This window comes from Marivirga harenae (assembly GCF_030534335.1).
Classification (GTDB): domain Bacteria; phylum Bacteroidota; class Bacteroidia; order Cytophagales; family Cyclobacteriaceae; genus Marivirga; species Marivirga harenae.
The window spans coordinates 1,560,695-1,578,056 of the sequence record NZ_CP130565.1 but is presented as its reverse complement, the minus strand read 5'-3'; the positions used below and the strand labels follow the sequence as shown (position 1 = coordinate 1,578,056).

Annotated in this window: 13 protein-coding genes; 8 read left to right on the top strand and 5 right to left on the bottom strand. The window is 34.8% G+C overall.

What is annotated here, in order from left to right; all coding sequences use genetic code 11:
* The first annotated feature begins 114 nt into the window (after positions 1 to 114).
* The 3 genes from Q3Y49_RS06715 to Q3Y49_RS06705 all read left to right on the top strand — a co-directional run bounded on the left by Q3Y49_RS06715 (position 115) and on the right by Q3Y49_RS06705 (position 5,073).
* Complete coding sequence (locus tag Q3Y49_RS06715; protein WP_303271521.1) at positions 115 to 2,346, top strand: GAF domain-containing protein; 2,232 nt, start codon at positions 115 to 117, stop codon at positions 2,344 to 2,346.
* Between the two features lie 99 nt (positions 2,347 to 2,445).
* Entirely contained in the window at positions 2,446 to 3,474 is a 1,029-nt protein-coding gene (gene hemH / locus Q3Y49_RS06710) for a ferrochelatase (protein WP_303271520.1), read from the top strand.
* Between the two features lie 60 nt (positions 3,475 to 3,534).
* Positions 3,535 to 5,073 (top strand): hypothetical protein, encoded by a 1,539-nt coding sequence (locus Q3Y49_RS06705; protein ID WP_303271519.1) that lies wholly within the window; start codon positions 3,535 to 3,537, stop codon positions 5,071 to 5,073.
* A 2-nt stretch (positions 5,074 to 5,075) separates the two neighbouring features.
* On the opposite strand, the gene Q3Y49_RS06700 is transcribed toward Q3Y49_RS06705, so the two are convergent.
* From Q3Y49_RS06700 to Q3Y49_RS06685, 4 genes are all read right to left on the bottom strand, one after another.
* Complete coding sequence (locus Q3Y49_RS06700) at positions 5,076 to 7,367, bottom strand: sensor histidine kinase (RefSeq protein WP_303271518.1); 2,292 nt, start codon at positions 7,365 to 7,367, stop codon at positions 5,076 to 5,078.
* A 142-nt stretch (positions 7,368 to 7,509) separates the two neighbouring features.
* Positions 7,510 to 9,063: an Rne/Rng family ribonuclease gene (locus Q3Y49_RS06695; protein WP_303271517.1), complete on the bottom strand. Its 1,554-nt coding sequence runs from the start codon at positions 9,061 to 9,063 to the stop codon at positions 7,510 to 7,512.
* 186 nt (positions 9,064 to 9,249) lie between these two features.
* Positions 9,250 to 10,089 (bottom strand): tetratricopeptide repeat protein, encoded by an 840-nt coding sequence (locus Q3Y49_RS06690; RefSeq protein WP_303271516.1) that lies wholly within the window; start codon positions 10,087 to 10,089, stop codon positions 9,250 to 9,252.
* An 8-nt stretch (positions 10,090 to 10,097) separates the two neighbouring features.
* The gene (locus tag Q3Y49_RS06685) at positions 10,098 to 10,397 is read right to left on the bottom strand and encodes an HU family DNA-binding protein (protein ID WP_013454713.1); all 300 of its coding nucleotides are present in this window, start codon (positions 10,395 to 10,397) and stop codon (positions 10,098 to 10,100) included.
* A 334-nt stretch (positions 10,398 to 10,731) separates the two neighbouring features.
* Here Q3Y49_RS06685 and mutY point away from each other — a divergent pair, with 334 nt between their 5' ends.
* The 4 genes from mutY to Q3Y49_RS06665 all read left to right on the top strand — a co-directional run bounded on the left by mutY (position 10,732) and on the right by Q3Y49_RS06665 (position 14,673).
* Positions 10,732 to 11,778 carry an A/G-specific adenine glycosylase gene (mutY, locus tag Q3Y49_RS06680; protein ID WP_303271514.1) on the top strand — a complete coding sequence of 349 codons (1,047 nt, stop codon included), beginning with the start codon at positions 10,732 to 10,734 and terminating at the stop codon, positions 11,776 to 11,778.
* 103 nt (positions 11,779 to 11,881) lie between these two features.
* Entirely contained in the window at positions 11,882 to 12,325 is a 444-nt protein-coding gene (locus Q3Y49_RS06675) for a single-stranded DNA-binding protein (protein WP_303271513.1), read from the top strand.
* 18 nt (positions 12,326 to 12,343) lie between these two features.
* On the top strand, positions 12,344 to 13,666 hold the full coding sequence (gene gldE / locus Q3Y49_RS06670) for a gliding motility-associated protein GldE (RefSeq protein ID WP_303271512.1): 1,323 nt from the start codon (positions 12,344 to 12,346) through the stop codon (positions 13,664 to 13,666).
* 35 nt (positions 13,667 to 13,701) lie between these two features.
* Positions 13,702 to 14,673 carry a CNNM domain-containing protein gene (locus Q3Y49_RS06665; RefSeq protein WP_303271511.1) on the top strand — a complete coding sequence of 324 codons (972 nt, stop codon included), beginning with the start codon at positions 13,702 to 13,704 and terminating at the stop codon, positions 14,671 to 14,673.
* A gap of 34 nt (positions 14,674 to 14,707) precedes the next feature.
* On the opposite strand, the gene Q3Y49_RS06660 is transcribed toward Q3Y49_RS06665, so the two are convergent.
* Positions 14,708 to 15,097, bottom strand: a complete 390-nt coding sequence (locus tag Q3Y49_RS06660; RefSeq protein ID WP_303271510.1) for a DUF302 domain-containing protein — start codon at positions 15,095 to 15,097, stop codon at positions 14,708 to 14,710.
* Between the two features lie 225 nt (positions 15,098 to 15,322).
* Between Q3Y49_RS06660 and uvrB the strand changes: the two genes are divergently transcribed.
* Positions 15,323 to 17,347 carry an excinuclease ABC subunit UvrB gene (uvrB, locus tag Q3Y49_RS06655; RefSeq protein WP_303271509.1) on the top strand — a complete coding sequence of 675 codons (2,025 nt, stop codon included), beginning with the start codon at positions 15,323 to 15,325 and terminating at the stop codon, positions 17,345 to 17,347.
* Positions 17,348 to 17,362: the final 15 nt, after the last annotated feature.

Genomic DNA, 17,362 nt, shown 5'->3' with positions numbered 1-17,362 from the left:
TCGCAAGAATTTTCATGAGTCATTATAACCGATTGATCAAAATTTATGTTTGAAGCTTTTTAATTAGGTTGATATGAGATAAATTGAACTTTGGAAAACGGTAGGGAAAGCACTATGAAAAAAATAAATTTCAATTCCATAAAAAGTCGAATGATTATTGGCTATGGCAGTATGGCGATGTTGATCGTTATTGTGGTTTTTATAACGCTTTCACAAATCGCCAATATCATGAAAATGGGCAATGATGTTTTGGAAAATAAACAGCCCTCCCGGATGTATGTAGATGCAATGAAAAGTGGAGTTCGACATTCCAATATTACTGTACAAAATTATTTGCTTTCGGGTAATGAACAACTGAAAAAGGAAATCACTGATATTTGGAACAAGGAAATTCAATCAGCTAAAGACAGTATTGATTCGCTAAAAACACATTGGAACAATCCTGAAAACATCATTATTTACGAAAAGCTGAGTAGGCTGGCTGAAAGAATTAAGAAAAATCAACAAGAAGTATTGAATAATGCTCAGTTTGGAGGAGGGGATGTTAGTCTATCGTTATTCAATTATCCAAATATGGAAGGTGATACGATTTACGGTACTAATGATTTACAAAATTGGATTGATGATGAGTTGAATAATCAGAGTTCAAATAGTAATCCAAATGGGCTTTTATATGAAGAAAATCTAAAAGCTTTGAGCGATGAATTTGATGAGAGAGCAGGTGTTTTGTGTTCTAACCTAGAAAAACAATCTTTAGAAATTGGAGAACAAATTTTTGCAGCTCGTGACAGATTTGTAATAGTTGAAACCACCATTGTAATTGTTGCTATAATATTATGCTTCATTCTTTATCGCTTTGCCCGGAAGCAAATAAAAAGCAGTATTGACACCCTGCAAGACGAGGTTAAAATTCTTAGCGAAGGGAATATTCCTGAAACCAAAGCCCATACAAATGATGAACTGGACATCATATTGGAAGAAATTCACACCTTATCAAGCAACTTGGCAAATGTAAAGGATTTTGCTTTAGAAGTCGGAAAAGGAAGTTTTGATAGTGATATTTCTGTATTTAATAATCAGGGAGATATAGGTACTTCCTTGGCAGAAATGCGGGATAGTCTAAAAAATGTATCTGAGGAAGCTAGAATCAGAAATTGGACCAATAAAGGCTCTGCAGAATTCGGTGACATTTTAAGAAAATTTAACAATAATATTGCCGAATTAAGCAACCATGTCATCACATTTATGGTCAAGTACTTAAATGCCAATCAGGGTAGCATTTTCATTGTGGATGAAGACGAAAATGGAGAAGAGTCTTTACATTTAACAGCCACCTATGCCTATGATAGGAAGAAATTTATAGAAAAGACAATCCAGCCAGGACAAGGTCTAGTTGGGCAAGTGTATTTAGAGAAACAATCTATTTACATGAAAGAACTGCCTAAAAACTATATCACCATCACTTCTGGTTTGGGAAAAGCGACACCAAATAGTATTTTCATAGTCCCCTTAATAGCCAACAATATAGTTTATGGAGTAATTGAAATTGGTACTTTTACAGAGTTCACTGAAAATGAAAGGAAATTTATAGAGGACGTAGGAGAAAATATTGCCTCGTCAGTTCAATCAGTAAAAATTAATGAGAGGACAAATAGGCTGCTAGAAGACTCGCAGCAAATGACTGAAGAAATGCGGGCTCAAGAAGAGGAAATGCGCCAAAACATGGAAGAGTTGCAAGCAACTCAGGAAGAGATGGAACGCTCACAAAAAGAAAATAATGAGCGACTAACGGCAATGGAAAAAAGTGGACTGGCCTACGTTGAGTTTACACCATCTGGTGAAATAATTACAGCTGATGAAACTTTTATTAAATTGTTTGGATATAATTCTATTGATGAAATAAAGGGCAGACACCATCGAATATTTGTAAGTAATGAGTATGCCAATTCTGAAGAATATCATAGCTTCTGGGACAATCTAAGAACTGGAGAAATTCAAAGTGGTATTTTCGATCGGTACACGAAAAATGGTAGAAAAATTCATGTCAAAGGGACTTACACAGTTTTAAGGAACCAAAATGATGAGATCACAAAAATTATCAAATTTGCATTTGATATAAGCGAAATTTATCAGAATCTTGCGGCTTTACAAAAGGAAAAAGTAACGTTAAATGATCAACTGGAAAATATAGAAGGAAAGATCCAAGGTACTGGAGAAGGGGGATTAGATGACTTGAAAAAGTATCAAAAACAGTTGAAGAAATCTTTAATTAATAAGCTTCAAAAAAATGAGGACGAATTAAAAGCCTCTCTCGAAAAACAAAAGAGAAATCTAGGCCTTTCCTAAGTACAACTCTCACGCACATTAGAACAGGAAATACCACTTTAATAAATTTTCGCGTATTTAAGAAACATACAAAGGACACTTTAGGTTATTCAACCCAATATGAAAAAAGTAAATCAAGGAAAGACAGGCGTTTTATTAGTAAATCTGGGAACACCCGATTCTACAAAGACAGGAGATGTAAGAAAATATTTAAGGGAATTTCTAATGGATAAAAGAGTGATAGATATTCCTTTTCTATTGCGTTGGATGTTAGTAAACTTGATCATTTCGCCATTTAGAGCGCCAAAATCAGCCAAAGAATACCGCAAACTTTGGGTGGAACGCGGTTCTCCACTGAAATTTTATGGGGAAGATGTTCGTGATTTACTTCAAAGCGAATTGGATGATGACTATGTTGTTGCTTTGGGAATGCGCTATCAATCCCCTAGCATAAAAAGTGCTTTGGAAGAACTAAGAAATCATAAAGTAGCCAAAATAATTGTGGTACCAATGTTTCCACAATATGCTTCGGCAACTAGTGGATCAGTTCACGATAAGGTCATGGAAATTGTTCAAGATTGGCAAATTATTCCACAAATTAACTTTATTAGCACTTTTGTAGAAGAGCCAGGTTTTTATAAAACATTTGCAGCTTTAGGTAAAAAACATATGGAACAGCATGATTATGATCATGTGATTTTCAGTTTTCATGGCTTACCTGAACGCCAAATTAGAAAAGGTTCGGTTGACAATTACTGTAAATTAGGGAGTTGCTGCAATGCATATCATGACAAAAATAGATTTTGCTATAGAGCGCAGTGTTTCCAAACCGCAAGACTTATTGCAGGTGAATTAAATTTACCAGAAGAAAAATTCACCGTCACCTTCCAGAGTAGGTTAGGAAATGATCCGTGGATTAGGCCTTACACGGATGATGTGTTAAAAGACTTAGCCAAAGAAGGCAAAAAATCAATCTTGGCTTTTTCTCCAGCCTTTGTTTCAGACTGCCTGGAGACCACCATAGAGGTTGGCGAAGAATTCAAGGAAGAATTCGAGGAAGCTGGAGGTGAAAGATGGGATTTGGTTGAGAGTCTAAATGATAACAAAGAATGGATAGATACCTTAAAATCTTTGGTTTTGAAAAATTAGATTTACTCAACATTCCAAACGTTAGACTTTTTTTGACTAAATTATTGGTTATAAAATTATATGAACAGCCAATGGTTTAAAATCATATTGCCCCTTACGTTGTGTACATTCTTTTACTCGGCCTTTGCTATTCAGTCTGACTCCATTCAATCATTACTAGATGATCAGCTTTTAGCAACTGAATTCAACAGCGAGGAAAGTGTATTGGAATACTTAGACCTGACTTCCAAATTGTATTCGCGTTCTCCCACAGATGCATTGTACTATGTTACTTTGTTAGAAAACAAATTAGATTCCGAAGAAAATAAAAATGGCAAAGCTTATATTCTTAGTAAAAAGGGCACCTACTACTGGCTGCAAGGAATTTATGATGCGGCATTGACTGCTTACTTTGAGTCTTTAAAACTATTTGAAGAGTTTGATAATAAAATAGAAGTTGTAAAAACACTCAATAATATTGGAGAGACATACAAAAAGCAAAAAGACTATGTCCAATCTGCCAGATTTATTAAGTCAGCATTAGCCAAATTAGATGAAGTTGAAGAATTTTCTCCTGAATTAATATTAGTGAATTTAGGGCAGCTTTTTATGTTACAGGAAAACTATGATAGTGCCAATTACTATCTAGATCAAATATTGCAAAAAGATAGTGTCAGTGAACAATCGAAAGGATTTACAACCCTATATAAAGGAATTACTTATCGGAAAATAGGGCGAAATGATTCAGCCAAATTTTTCCTGCATCAAAGTTTAATTTATTGGTCCGAAATAAACTATGCTAGAGGTTTTGTTGAAAGTAAGATTGAACTTGCTCAAGTAGATATTAAACAAGGGAATTACTCAATGGCTAAGCAGTATTTGAAAGATGCTGAAACACTTGCCTTAAAAATCAATTCTTTAGACCTTTTACTAAAAGCTTTTCAAGCTAAAATCGATCTTTTCACAATCCAAGGGAGTAAAGATTCTTTGGTTTACTATTTTAATAAATACTTGAAAATTCAAGATTCTATTTTCAGCTCTGAATCAAGAGCAGAAATCAATAAACTCAGTATTCAGTATGGTTTAGCACAAAAGGAAAAAGAAAGCTATAAAATAGCATTAGAAAAATCGCAACTTGCTAATAAAATTGAGAATAGGACACAATTTCTAATTTTACTAATTGCAGCTCTTATCATCTCCATCGTGTTGATCATTTATTTGCGAAATAAGAGTACTCAACTCAAAAGTGCACATTTTAAATTAAAACAACAGAAAGAGGAGATCGAACAAAAGCAAAAGAAGATTTCCTCTAAATCTCTAGAGCTAGCCAGATTAAATAAAGAACTTCATAACCTCAACAATAATTTAGAACAGAGAGTGATGGAAAGAACCCAAAAATTGAACGAAAGAAATAGACAAATTGCTGAATTCACCTATTATAATTCACATAAATTGCGTGCTCCTGTTGCTAACGTTTTAGGCCTTATAAATGTAATTGAACTCACAAAAGATGGGAAAATTGATCCGATAGTTTTGAACCATTTGAAAACAAGTGCGATGGAATTAGATAACGTGATATTCAACTTGAAAAATCTGCTAGAGCTGGATGAAGAAAACTAAATTCAAGTGATCACAGGAAGTACCACTTTAAAGGTAGTTCCTTTTCGAACTTTAGATGTAAAATCAACCGTGCCTTTTAAAACGTTTAATGTATCCCTAACAATATACAAACCTAGTCCTGACCCTTCAATTCCTTGATGTGCTCTAAAAAACATATTGAATATTTTCCCTTGATATTCTTCAGGGATTCCAGAACCATTGTCTTCAACTTCGATCAAATAAGAATTATTTTCGACCTTTGCGGAGACCTTAATATAAGGTGGTTCATCTTTCTTAAAGTCATGATATTTTAAAGCATTAGTCACCAGATTACTTAATACTATATTAAGTCTTTTAGCGTCAGTTTTTATTTTGAACTCTGAATCGTAGGCCCTGATTAGCTCCACCTTTTCGGCATTTTCGTAAAATTTCAAATCCTCTACTATGCTGTCTATAACTACATCCATCCGGATTTCTCTTATCTCCAATGGTTTTTTAGTGTTAGTAGAAAAATCCATTATACTCCTAATAAATTCTTCTAGTTTATTGATGCTAATATTCATCAATTGGAAATAATCCTTAATTTGATCAGGATTATTTGACATCCCAGCAACTGAAATTAATCCACGTAGAGATTTGAGAGGGGCTACTAAATCATGAGAAGAACGATAAACAAAATTATCAAGTTCATTATTAATAGTTTTTAATTCTTCATTGGCTTCTTTTAATCTTTCTTTTTGGGATCTCAATTCGGCAGTCCTTTCTTTAACAGTCTCCTCCAATTTTTTATTCAGTACGCTCAGTCTGTGAGTCCTAAAACGAATAAAACCAACTATTAGGAGCCCAATAATAAGTATAAAGACGACATAAGAGATAGTGTATCTATACCAAGGTTTAGGAATTATTAAATCAAAATGAAATGGAGCAAATTGAAGATGGTCTAGTGTTGAGTGCTTTGCTTTTAAATGAATTGTATATTCTCCCCCCGGTAAATTAGTGTACTCTTTCCTGGAATTCGTAGTCCATTCTGACCATTCTTCGTCAAAGCCTTCCAAATAGTATGAAAACTGCAGGTCCTTTTCAAAAAACCCTGGTGCGGAAAAATAAAAATCAACCGATTTAAAATCAGCCAAGTTGAATTCCATGCGGTGACTACTATCGCGAACATAGAGCGTGCTATCCCCAACTCTAATATATCTAATCTTCGCCAAAGGCTGGAAATCTAGTTCTTCCTTGGGTTTGTAGAATTCCAGATATTGTATACCAAGACCACTCGTTACCCACAAATTATGCCTTCTATCGATTTCTGGATGGGATATGAAATTGGAAAATAGCCCGTTCCTGGTTGTTAACTTCTTCAATATCCGTCCGCCAGAGTCAAAAAGCTGCATTCCATTTTCCCAACTTGAAGTAATATATAAGGAATCGGATATTTTATCTGCCCAATATAAAAAGGTACTATCTGCTTTGTAGAAGTTTGAAATTTCACTTTCAAATGGGGTAGTCTCATATGTTTCAGCATTGTATTTGTAAACACCATTTTCAGATGTAAAAAATAACCAATTGTCTTCTTCCTGCTCCAGGACTTCCCACACATAATCATCTTCAAATCTAAACTCCTGATTTACATAAGCAATGGTATCATCTTCAAGAAGCGCTAAACCACCCTGATCTTTACCATATATTGAAATTAGTATATCATCTTTTACTTTATATGATGTTATACTGGCTCCTAAATTTATTCTTGACAAAATCTCACCATCCCATTTTAATAAAGAACTATCAAGACTGAAATAAGTAGATCCGTTTTTCTGCAGTATATTCCAAACGAAGGGAATCTCTTTATCATCAGGCCGCTTATCGTTTAAAGAATGGTAAATCAGATTGCCTGAACTACTACGTTGGAAATAGCCCAGATCTTCATTTCCAAATGTATAAATTTTATCTTCTATGATTTTAAGATAGGTAACAGGAGTAAAATTTGGAGTTTTATAAAGTTGCCAATGCGTTCCATCAAATTCAAGCAGGCCATTCTCATTGCCGAAATAAACAATACCATCTTCATCAGTAACAGCCATATTGTTAAAAGAACTGGCTCTGTAATTTGACCCGTCAAAATTATGAAATAGTATAGAATCTGTAAGCTGGGTAGCTGATTTTTTGACCGCCAATGCAGAACTGGAGTCTGAACTTTGATTTGAAAAGGCAGATAGGGAGGCTAGCAGAAAAAAAATAACTAACAGCATCCATTTCATAAACCTAACACTAATGCTGAGTTTCCTTAAGTCAGTATGATATATGTTATAAAAATACAAATCACCATAAATTTAGATAAATTTCATGAAGCCGAAAAATGTCTTAGACTAATGGCTTTTTTGCTTCTATATACAGCTAAGCAAAAATAGCCCATACTTCCTAAAAAGATATGGGCTATAGATATAATACAAATTAATGTTTTTATGACATTTCTATCAGCTCCTGATTGACATTCATAAAATGATATTCCGTTAAGGCTAGCGAACTATCTTGAACAAGTTTAATCCATTTACCATATTTAAAAAACCATTTTACACGTAGAGATATTAAACCTTTTGTATAATATGAGTATAGGAACGGATGAACTGCTAGACTTAAAGACTTTTCATTTTGCTTAGTAAGCAAATAATCCAAATCCTGCTCAATTTTATCTGTTACCAATATTGAAGCTGTAATTTTACCTGTTCCATTGCATGTAGGACAAGTTTCCTTCGTAACAATATTCAATTCCGGCCTTACCCGTTGACGAGTAATCTGCATCAAACCAAATTTTGACAAAGGCAATACAGTATGTTTAGAACGATCGGTTTCCATAAACTCCTTCATCCTTTTGAAAAGAAGTTTCTTGTTATCAGGATTTTTCATGTCGATAAAATCAACAACTATTATCCCGCCCATATCTCTTAAACGTAACTGCCGAGCTACCTCCTTAGCTGCCTCTAAATTAGTATTTAGGGCAGTGTCTTCTTGGCTTTCCTCATTATTGGATTTATTACCACTATTGACATCTACTACATGTAAAGCCTCAGTGTGCTCAATTATTAAATAACCACCACCTTTAATATTAACAGACTGCCCAAATAGTGATTTTAATTGCCTTTCGATACCAAAATGCTCGAAAATCTTATTTTTTCCAGAATAAAGCTTTAGAATTTTTTCCTTACTGGGGTCTATCTTCTGGATATAGGTCTGAATTTCCTTGAAAGTTTCTTCATCATCAACATGAATGTTGTCGAAAGTTTCATTCATCATATCCCTCAAAATAGAAGATGCTCTACCTACCTCACCTATGATTTTATCCTTCGGCTTGGCATCTTTGAGCTTCTTAACTCCGTTTTCCCAAGTATCTAATAAATTCCTTAGATCAGTATCTAATTCTGCTACCTCTTTACCTTCGGCAACAGTTCGGATGATTACACCAAAATTCTCTGGTTTAATTGATGATATCAACCTTGTAAGTCTCTTCCGTTCCTCACTAGTTGATATCTTTTTGGATATGCTTATTCCATTGGCAAATGGTACTAGTACCAAATACCTTCCTGCTAGTGACAACTCGCATGATAGTCTTGGCCCTTTCGTAGAAATAGGTTCTTTTATAACCTGAACCAACACCTGCTTGTTCTTAGAGAGCACTTGTGAGATCTTTCCTAATTTATCAATCTCTGGCTCTAATTTGAACTTACTTAATTTATATGAGGTGTTATTACGAGTAGTGGCAAATTTAGTATACTTTAAAAGTGAATTCACTTTAGGTCCAAGGTCATGGTAATGCAAAAAAGCATCTTTTTCATAACCTACATCCACAAATGCGGCATTTAAGCCTTGCATAACTTTCCGGACGTTTCCCAAATAAATATCACCAACACTAAACTGCTCTTCTTTATTGTCATAATGAATCTCTATGAGATTCCTATCATTTAGAAGGGCAATACGACTGCCATTTTGAGTTGAATTAATAATTAATTCATTGCTCAAAGCTCAATAAGTTTAAGTGAAAACTAAAAAAATGTCTTATATAAAAGACAACTAAGAAGTAATTAATTACTTCTTAGTCTTGTGTCTGTTTTTTCTTAGTCTTTTCTTTCTCTTATGAGTTGAAATCTTATGTCTTTTTCTTTTTTTACCGCAAGGCATAACTTTTAAATTTTTTGTTAAACAATTTTATTTTAATTCATTTAAGTAACTATCCACAGCTGCTAACAACTGCTCGTCATTACTTTTATTTTTAATTTCTGAAAATAGCGTTCTGGCTTTTGCCTTCTGACCGTTATTCATAAAGCTCAATGCTAAATAGAACTCAGCTTGAATATTTTCAGGATGGTTTTTTAATAACTTTTCAAACCGTTCAATCGCCTTATTAAACTGACCTGATTGAATTGAAAGGATACCTAAATTAAACAATGCCTCTTCATTGTATGGATCTTCTTCCACCACTTCTAATAGCATGGAGATTCCTTTCATAGGATTTTCAGAAGACACATAAGTCATCGCCAATTTAATTTTAGCACTGTTATTAGAGGGATTATTATCCAGAACTTTCTGTAAATACTCTCTAGTTTTCACTGCTAATCCTTTTGCTTTATCAACATCAGCTGCAAAGCTGAAAGCTTCATAATAGGCATTTCCTATTATTTCATTATCCTCTGTAGATAATTCTACATATTTAGCTGCGCTATCAAGCCTATTAAGCTCTTTGAACATACTAGCTAAAGAATCTGCAAATATAACACTATTTTCCTGACTTTCAGCAACCATAAAACTATTTCTTAGTCGCTCTATGTCTCTTTTTACATCCGCTGGGATATTCCCTCCATGAGAACCCGACATAGTTGCAGTGGACGATTCAGTTGAATTGCCATTTGTTGATGAATTAGTTTCTATAGGCTCCGATCTCCCATCAATACTATCATTTTCATTGTCAACCACCACCTTGGGAAGGCTGAAAAATACAGCGACCAAAGCAATGGCCACAACAAATAATATGATTCGGGATTTTAGCATATTTGAATTTAAACTTCTTCGGTGATTTTGTTTGAGCTTTTGATTTTTTCTACAAAAACTTTAGATGGTTTAAAACTAGGTACATAATGCTCATCAATCACAATAGCTGTATTTTTTGAAATGTTTCGAGCAATTTTTTTAGCTCTTTTCTTATTAACAAAACTTCCAAAGCCTCTGACATAAATGTTTTCACCATCAGCCATTGAATCCTTCACTACAGAGAAAAATGCTTCTACTGTTGCAGTTACATCTGCCTTGTCTATACCTGTTTTTTCAGAAATTTCTGATATAACGTCTGCTTTAGTCACGCGTCTTTATATTTTAAAATTATTAAAAAATTTTCCCTTTCCATTTTGGGTCTGCAAAGGTAACCCTACATTTTTGAATTTAAAAGTAAAATCTTTTAAAGATATGTAAGATCTATTTCGAGATTTGATGTTTAACTTTTTAATTTTCAACAATTTATGCAAAATACAAAATATATAAGTCATAAAAATTAAATCACTCATAAAAATCGCCATTTAGGATTGAAAATCAGACAGTTACTTTTCAATACACCCCCATGGACTGATGCGTTCAATTTAATATCATCATGATAATCTTTCATCTTTTTATTTAAGAATACTCATATTTGCATCCATTATGTCTCAACGCTTCTCAAATCTTATTATAGACTGGTATAAAATCAACAAGAGAGACCTGCCTTGGCGGGACACCTCTGACCCTTACAAAATTTGGCTCTCAGAAATAATACTTCAACAGACCCGGGTGAATCAGGGCTTACCCTATTATGATAATTTTATTAGTCATTACCCCACAGTATATGATCTAGCAAATGCGACTGACGATGAAGTAATGAGATTATGGCAAGGGCTTGGATATTATTCCAGAGCAAGAAATCTTCACGAATGTGCTAAATCAGTGGTGAGAGATTATGGTGGAGAATTTCCTAACTCCTACAAAGAATTACTTACATTAAAAGGTGTAGGAAAATACACAGGAGCAGCCATCGCTTCATTTGCCTTTGATCAAGTAGTTCCAGTTGTAGATGGCAATGTGTTTAGGGTACTCGCCCGTTTCTTTGATGTTTCAGATGATATAGCCCAAGCCAGCACATTTTCCAAATTTTTTGATATTGCCAATTCTCTAATCCCTACGGAAAACCCCGCTTCTTTTAATCAAGCATTAATGGAATTGGGCGCATTGGTGTGCAAACCTAAAACGCCTCGTTGTGAGATTTGTCCGCTTAATCAGGAATGCCTGGCAAGAATTCATGGAAAACAAGCTGATCTACCAGTTAAGAAGAAGAAAATTAAGGTCAAAAATAGATTTCTGTACTATTTGATTTGGCAAAACGGAGAAAAACTAGCCATGAAGAAAAGAGGGGCAAATGATATTTGGCAAGGTTTATTTGATTTTGACCTATTTGAAAGTGAAAATGCACTTACACCTGAAGAAGTATTAGAAAAAGTAACAGAAAAATTCGTTCATGCCGAAGTGACTGATATTTCAGAGCCGGTCACTCATATTCTTTCTCACCAACGACTGCAAGCAGTATTTATTCAGTTAAAAAATCCAAACCACAATGTATTGAAAGAGACAGGCTTGGAGTACTACACAAGACAACAAGTTGAGGAATTACCAAAACCCAGATTGATCACGAATTATTTGACAAGCAAAAATATTTAGGTAAATTTATCTTTGAAGTTTACAGGTACTGGAAATTATTTTCCACACATTATCGGTAAACCTCAACTATTAACAGTAATTTTGAACTAAAACTTTTTAAACTATGTCAGGAGTAAACAAAGTAATTCTTGTAGGAAGATTAGGAAAAGACCCAGATGTTAGACATTTAGAAAGCGGTGCTGCCGTTGCTAATTTCCCAATTGCAACATCTGAAACGTACAAAGACAAAAACGGAAACAAAGTTGAGCAAACTGAGTGGCACAATATCGTTCTTTGGAGAGGTTTAGCAGAAATAGCAGAAAAGTACCTGCAAAAAGGAAAAATGGTTTACATTGAAGGAAAACTTCGAACTCGATCTTGGGAAAAAGAAGGGGTTACCCGATATACAACTGAAGTAGTGGGTGATCAAATGACAATGTTGGATTCTAAAGGCGGTGAAAGCCAAGGTTCTGGAGGTTCAACTGATTATCAATCAAATAATCAACCAGCGCCAGCGCAGAGCCAAACCCCAGATACAAATAGCGAAATGGACGATTTACCATTTTAATTTAAATAATCATAAAAATTGGAAGACCCTTCCCCTAGTATATTTTTATTAGCAAGCATAGCCGAAACAGGCAATCACTGGTTTTACATCATCAATGCTATATTGATGATGTTTTTACTTTTTATGTCAGCACTTGTTTCTGGCTCTGAAGTAGCTTTTTTCTCCTTATCGCATGATGATTTGGCAAAATGCAAAACCAGTAACCAACCAAAAGAACAAACCATTTTGGAATTGCTAAAGAATCCCAAAAAATTACTGGCGACTATCTTAATTCTAAATAATTTTATTAACGTTGGTATTGTTACTCTTTCCACTTATGTGACTTGGGAAATTGTAGGCACAAAAGAAACTGAAGGATTGTTGGTTGTAACCTTAACCGCAGTCGTCACCTTCCTGATTGTTTTCTATGGAGAGATTGTTCCCAAAGTATACGCCAACCAAAACAATTTAAGTTTTGCTTCGAGAATGTCATTGCCTCTGAACTTTTCTGCAAAAATCTTTAGCCCATTGTCTATTCCACTAATGAGTTTGAGTAATATCATTGAAAAAAGAGTAGAACAAAAGGGATTCAGCGTTTCTATTGATGAATTGCACCAGGCATTAGAAATCACTGCGGACAAAGACACCACGGAAGAAGAAAAAGGCATCTTAAAAGGTATAGTGAACTTCGGAACACTTTCCGTCCGGCAGGTAATGAAATCTCGTTTGGATATCACCGCTTTTGATATCGAAGATGATTATCACATGTTGATGGATCAAATCAATAAAAATGGGTTTAGTAGAATACCTGTTTACCGAGACACCATTGACAAAATAGAGGGTATTTTGTATGTTAAGGACTTATTGCCATATATTGATAAAGAAGACAACTTCGAATGGCAAACTTTACTTAGAACGGGTTATTTTGTGCCAGAATCAAAAAAGGTCGATAGTCTTTTAAAAGATTTTCAAGAAAAAAGGGTTCACATGGCAATAGTGGTAGATGAATATGGGGGTACTTCTGGACTCATTACATTAGAAGACGTAATTGAAGAAATTGTTGGAGAAATCAATGATGAATTTGATGAAGACATCGATGTGGCCTATAATAAACTTGATGAATACACCTATATTTTTGAAGGCAGAACTTCTCTTAACGATTTTTGTAAGATAATTAATGAGGAAGCCAGCGTTTTTGAGGAAGTCAAAGGAGAAAGTGAGTCATTAGGCGGGTTGCTATTAGAATTAAATAGCAAGTTGCCGCGAACTGGCGAGAAAATTAAATTCAAAAACTTCACTTTTACTGTAGTAGCAGTAGACCAAAAGCGAATCAAAAGGGTTAGGGTATTCACAAAGAACTAGACTGGAACTTCGCTTCAAGAATAAACTAAATCATCATGCTTATATTCGTATTAAGCACATTTGTAGCAGTATTCGTGTCTTTTTTATGTTCAATGGCTGAGGCAGTTTTATTGAGTGTCGACAAAGTCAAAATTGAAACTGATAAAGAAAAAGGACTTAGCTATGCCAAGATCATGCATAAGCTCAAATCCAATATTGACAGGCCTATTTCCGCCATACTAATCTTAAATACGATTGCCCACACGGGAGGTGCCACCATAGCGGGAAGTGCATTTGACGCGATTTATGGAGAAAAATACATTTGGATCTTTTCAGTAATTTTTACCATCGTGATTCTTTTTGGAACTGAAATTATTCCAAAGGTAATAGGTGTTAATAAATCAAACGCTATTTCACGGAAGATGGCATGGCCTCTGCAACTCATTATAAAAATTCTTCATCCCTTCATTGTCATCACTCAGGCCTTCACCAGATTATTAGTAGGCAAAAGAAAGAAGAGTAATCCATACAGCCTTGATGACATTCGGACCATTGCCAGAATGGCTAAAATGGAAAAAATAATTGACACCGATCAGGAAAGTATCATCATCAATACCTCTACCTTAAAAAAACGGTTTGTTAGAGAAATCATGCTTCCTGTAGATCAAATCATTTTTTTTGAGGAAAATGTTAGTTTTGACCGATATTTTAATGTGGCTTTAAAACATAAGCATACGCGCTACCCAATCAGTAGGACAGATTCTATTGAAGGAGTATATGGGTATATAAATTTTAAGGAAATTGCTTTAAATGAAAAAGAGAGCTCCGAAAACCGCTTGACAGAGTTTATCAGGCCGGTGATTTTTATTAATGAAAATACCCCTATCATCAACTTGTTGAAAAGTATGAATGAAAATCGATTTCATATATCAATGGTAAAATCAGAGGCTGGAAAAATAATTGGAATGATCACATTAGAGAATCTAGTGGAAACCATTGTGGGTGATATTGAAGATGAATTTGATTGAATGGGTAGCAATTAACTACCCATTTAAATTGAGTTTAAATTGCTTCTAATACATTCTTAAGCATGTTGTTTACTTCTTTGGCATGTTGAACAAGTTCCTCATTTTCCACCACTGCCATTGCAGAAGCAGGATCAATTGCTGTCACTTCTATATTACCATCTTCCATTTCCCTTATAGTGACATTACAAGGTAGCATTGTACTAATGTGAGGCTCAATAGATACTACTTTATCCGCATAGGTTGGATTACAAGCTCCTAAAATTACATGAGGCAAATAATCCTTATCTAATTTTATCTTCATGGTAGCTTTAAAATCTATTTCAGTTAAAACTCCAAAACCTTCTTCTTTCAAGGCTGATTCCACTTCACTTCTTACTGTATTGAAATCTTTATCTTTTAATATTTTCGAATGATAGTAATTCATTATTCTTAATTTTTTTGCTTGTTATAATAACGTCCAAAGCTGTAAATTGATTAGCTGAAATCGTTTATCTTATGTCAGTGATTACTATCTGTGATATTTGTTACATAGCAAATCCAAAATCACCTTTTGATTAATAAATCTACTAAAATAAAAATCTGTATCTGTGGATTAAATCTATTTCTATTTGTTCTCAAACATTTTTCAACTTTATCGTTTATTTGCAGTATGGATTTTAAAATCATAAGTGAATATCAACCTACCGGTGATCAGCCAAAAGCAATAACCGAACTTCAAAAAGGAGTTGAAGATGGGGAACAAGATCAGGTACTTTTAGGTGTAACTGGCTCTGGAAAAACATTTACTATAGCAAATTTAGTGGAGCGAGTTCAAAAACCCACCTTGGTTTTAAGCCATAATAAAACATTAGCTGCGCAACTTTACGGTGAATTCAAGCAGTTTTTCCCCGAAAATGCTGTAGAATATTTTATTTCTTATTATGACTACTATCAGCCTGAAGCTTTTATTCCTTCCAGTAATGTTTATATCGAAAAAGATTTATCAATTAATGAAGAAATTGAAAAATTAAGGCTAAGTGCAACATCTTCACTACTGTCGGGTAGGAGGGATGTGATTGTTGTAGCCTCTGTTTCTTGCATTTACGGTATCGGTAATCCCGATGAATTTGGCAAAAATATTATTCGTTTACAGGAAGGTGACAAGGTTGCACGCAACCAATTGCTTTTTGCCTTTGTAGATATCCTATACAATAGAACTACGGCTGAGTTCAAAAGAGGCACCTTTAGGGTAAAAGGAGATACTGTTGATATTTATGTCGCTTATGCTGACTTTGCCTACAGAATTATGTTCTGGGGAGACGAAATAGAGTCCATTCAAAGAATTGATCCTGAAAGCGGAAAGAAAATCTCAGATGAAAAAATTATTAGCATTTTCCCCGCTAATCTATTCGTTACAGGTAAAGATGTATTACACCAAGCCATCAAGGAAATTCAAGACGATATGGTGGAACAGGTGAAATTTTTTGAAAGAGACGGCCGATTTTTGGAGGCAAAACGTCTGCAAGAAAGGACTGAGTTCGACATAGAAATGATGCGTGAATTGGGCTACTGCTCTGGGGTAGAAAATTACTCTCGATATTTTGATAGGAGAACTCCCGGCACTAGGCCGTTCTGCCTTTTGGATTATTTTCCTGATGACTTTTTGATGGTAATTGATGAGAGTCATGTAACTGTCCCACAGGTCAGGGCAATGTATGGCGGAGATCGAGCCAGAAAAATAAACCTTGTAGATTACGGCTACAGATTACCTTCTGCGATGGACAATAGGCCCTTGAAATTTGATGAATTTGAAAACTTAATCGGCCAGACAGTTTATGTAAGTGCCACTCCTGCTGAATATGAGTTAAGAAAAACGGAAGGAACAGTGGTTGAACAAGTAATTAGGCCAACAGGATTACTCGACCCAGAAATTGATGTCCGTCCAAGCGGCAATCAAATTGATGACTTGTTGGAAGAAATTGATGAGCGGGTGAAGTTAAATGAGCGAGTTTTATGCACAACTTTAACCAAACGAATGGCGGAAGAACTACATAAATTTCTGGGGAGAGCTGGCATTAAATCAAGATATATTCATTCGGAAGTGGACACCTTGGATCGGGTAGAAATCCTGAGAGATTTACGTTTAGGTGAGTTTGATGTACTAGTTGGGGTGAATTTATTACGAGAAGGCCTTGATCTACCAGAGGTTTCTTTAGTCGCTATATTAGATGCGGATAAAGAAGGATTTTTAAGAAATCAGCGTTCTTTAGTACAAACCATTGGTCGTGCAGCTCGAAATGAAAAAGGAAAGGTCATCATGTATGCCGACAAAATTACAGATTCGATGCAACAAGCCATGGATGAAACTAACAGAAGAAGAGCAATCCAAAAAGCATATAACGAAGAGCATGGAATTACTCCCAAAACAATATTTAAATCTAGAGAAAGTATACTGGGACAAACTGTGGCGGTTGATTCGAAAAAAACTTCACAACAGAAATATTATGCTGGTATAGAGGAAACTTCAGTTGCTGCAGATCCTGTGGTCCAGTATATGGATAAGCCCGCTTTGGATAAAATGATTGCTGCTACCAAAAAGAAAATGGAAAAAGCAGCGAAGGATTTGGACTTTATCGAAGCTGCGAGATTACGTGATGAATGGCAAGAACTACAGAAATTAAGAGAAAAGAAATGACTTTCTGATAATACT

Coding starts and splice junctions, on each gene's coding strand:
- uvrB (WP_303271509.1), top strand. CDS start 15,323: ATGGATTTTAAAATCATAAGTGAATATCAACCTACCGGTGATCAGCCA.
- Q3Y49_RS06690 (WP_303271516.1), bottom strand. CDS start 10,089: ATGCTAAAATCCCGAATCATATTATTTGTTGTGGCCATTGCTTTGGTC.
- Q3Y49_RS06660 (WP_303271510.1), bottom strand. CDS start 15,097: ATGAATTACTATCATTCGAAAATATTAAAAGATAAAGATTTCAATACA.
- mutY (WP_303271514.1), top strand. CDS start 10,732: ATGTCTCAACGCTTCTCAAATCTTATTATAGACTGGTATAAAATCAAC.
- Q3Y49_RS06715 (WP_303271521.1), top strand. CDS start 115: ATGAAAAAAATAAATTTCAATTCCATAAAAAGTCGAATGATTATTGGC.
- Q3Y49_RS06675 (WP_303271513.1), top strand. CDS start 11,882: ATGTCAGGAGTAAACAAAGTAATTCTTGTAGGAAGATTAGGAAAAGAC.
- hemH (WP_303271520.1), top strand. CDS start 2,446: ATGAAAAAAGTAAATCAAGGAAAGACAGGCGTTTTATTAGTAAATCTG.
- Q3Y49_RS06705 (WP_303271519.1), top strand. CDS start 3,535: ATGAACAGCCAATGGTTTAAAATCATATTGCCCCTTACGTTGTGTACA.
- Q3Y49_RS06665 (WP_303271511.1), top strand. CDS start 13,702: ATGCTTATATTCGTATTAAGCACATTTGTAGCAGTATTCGTGTCTTTT.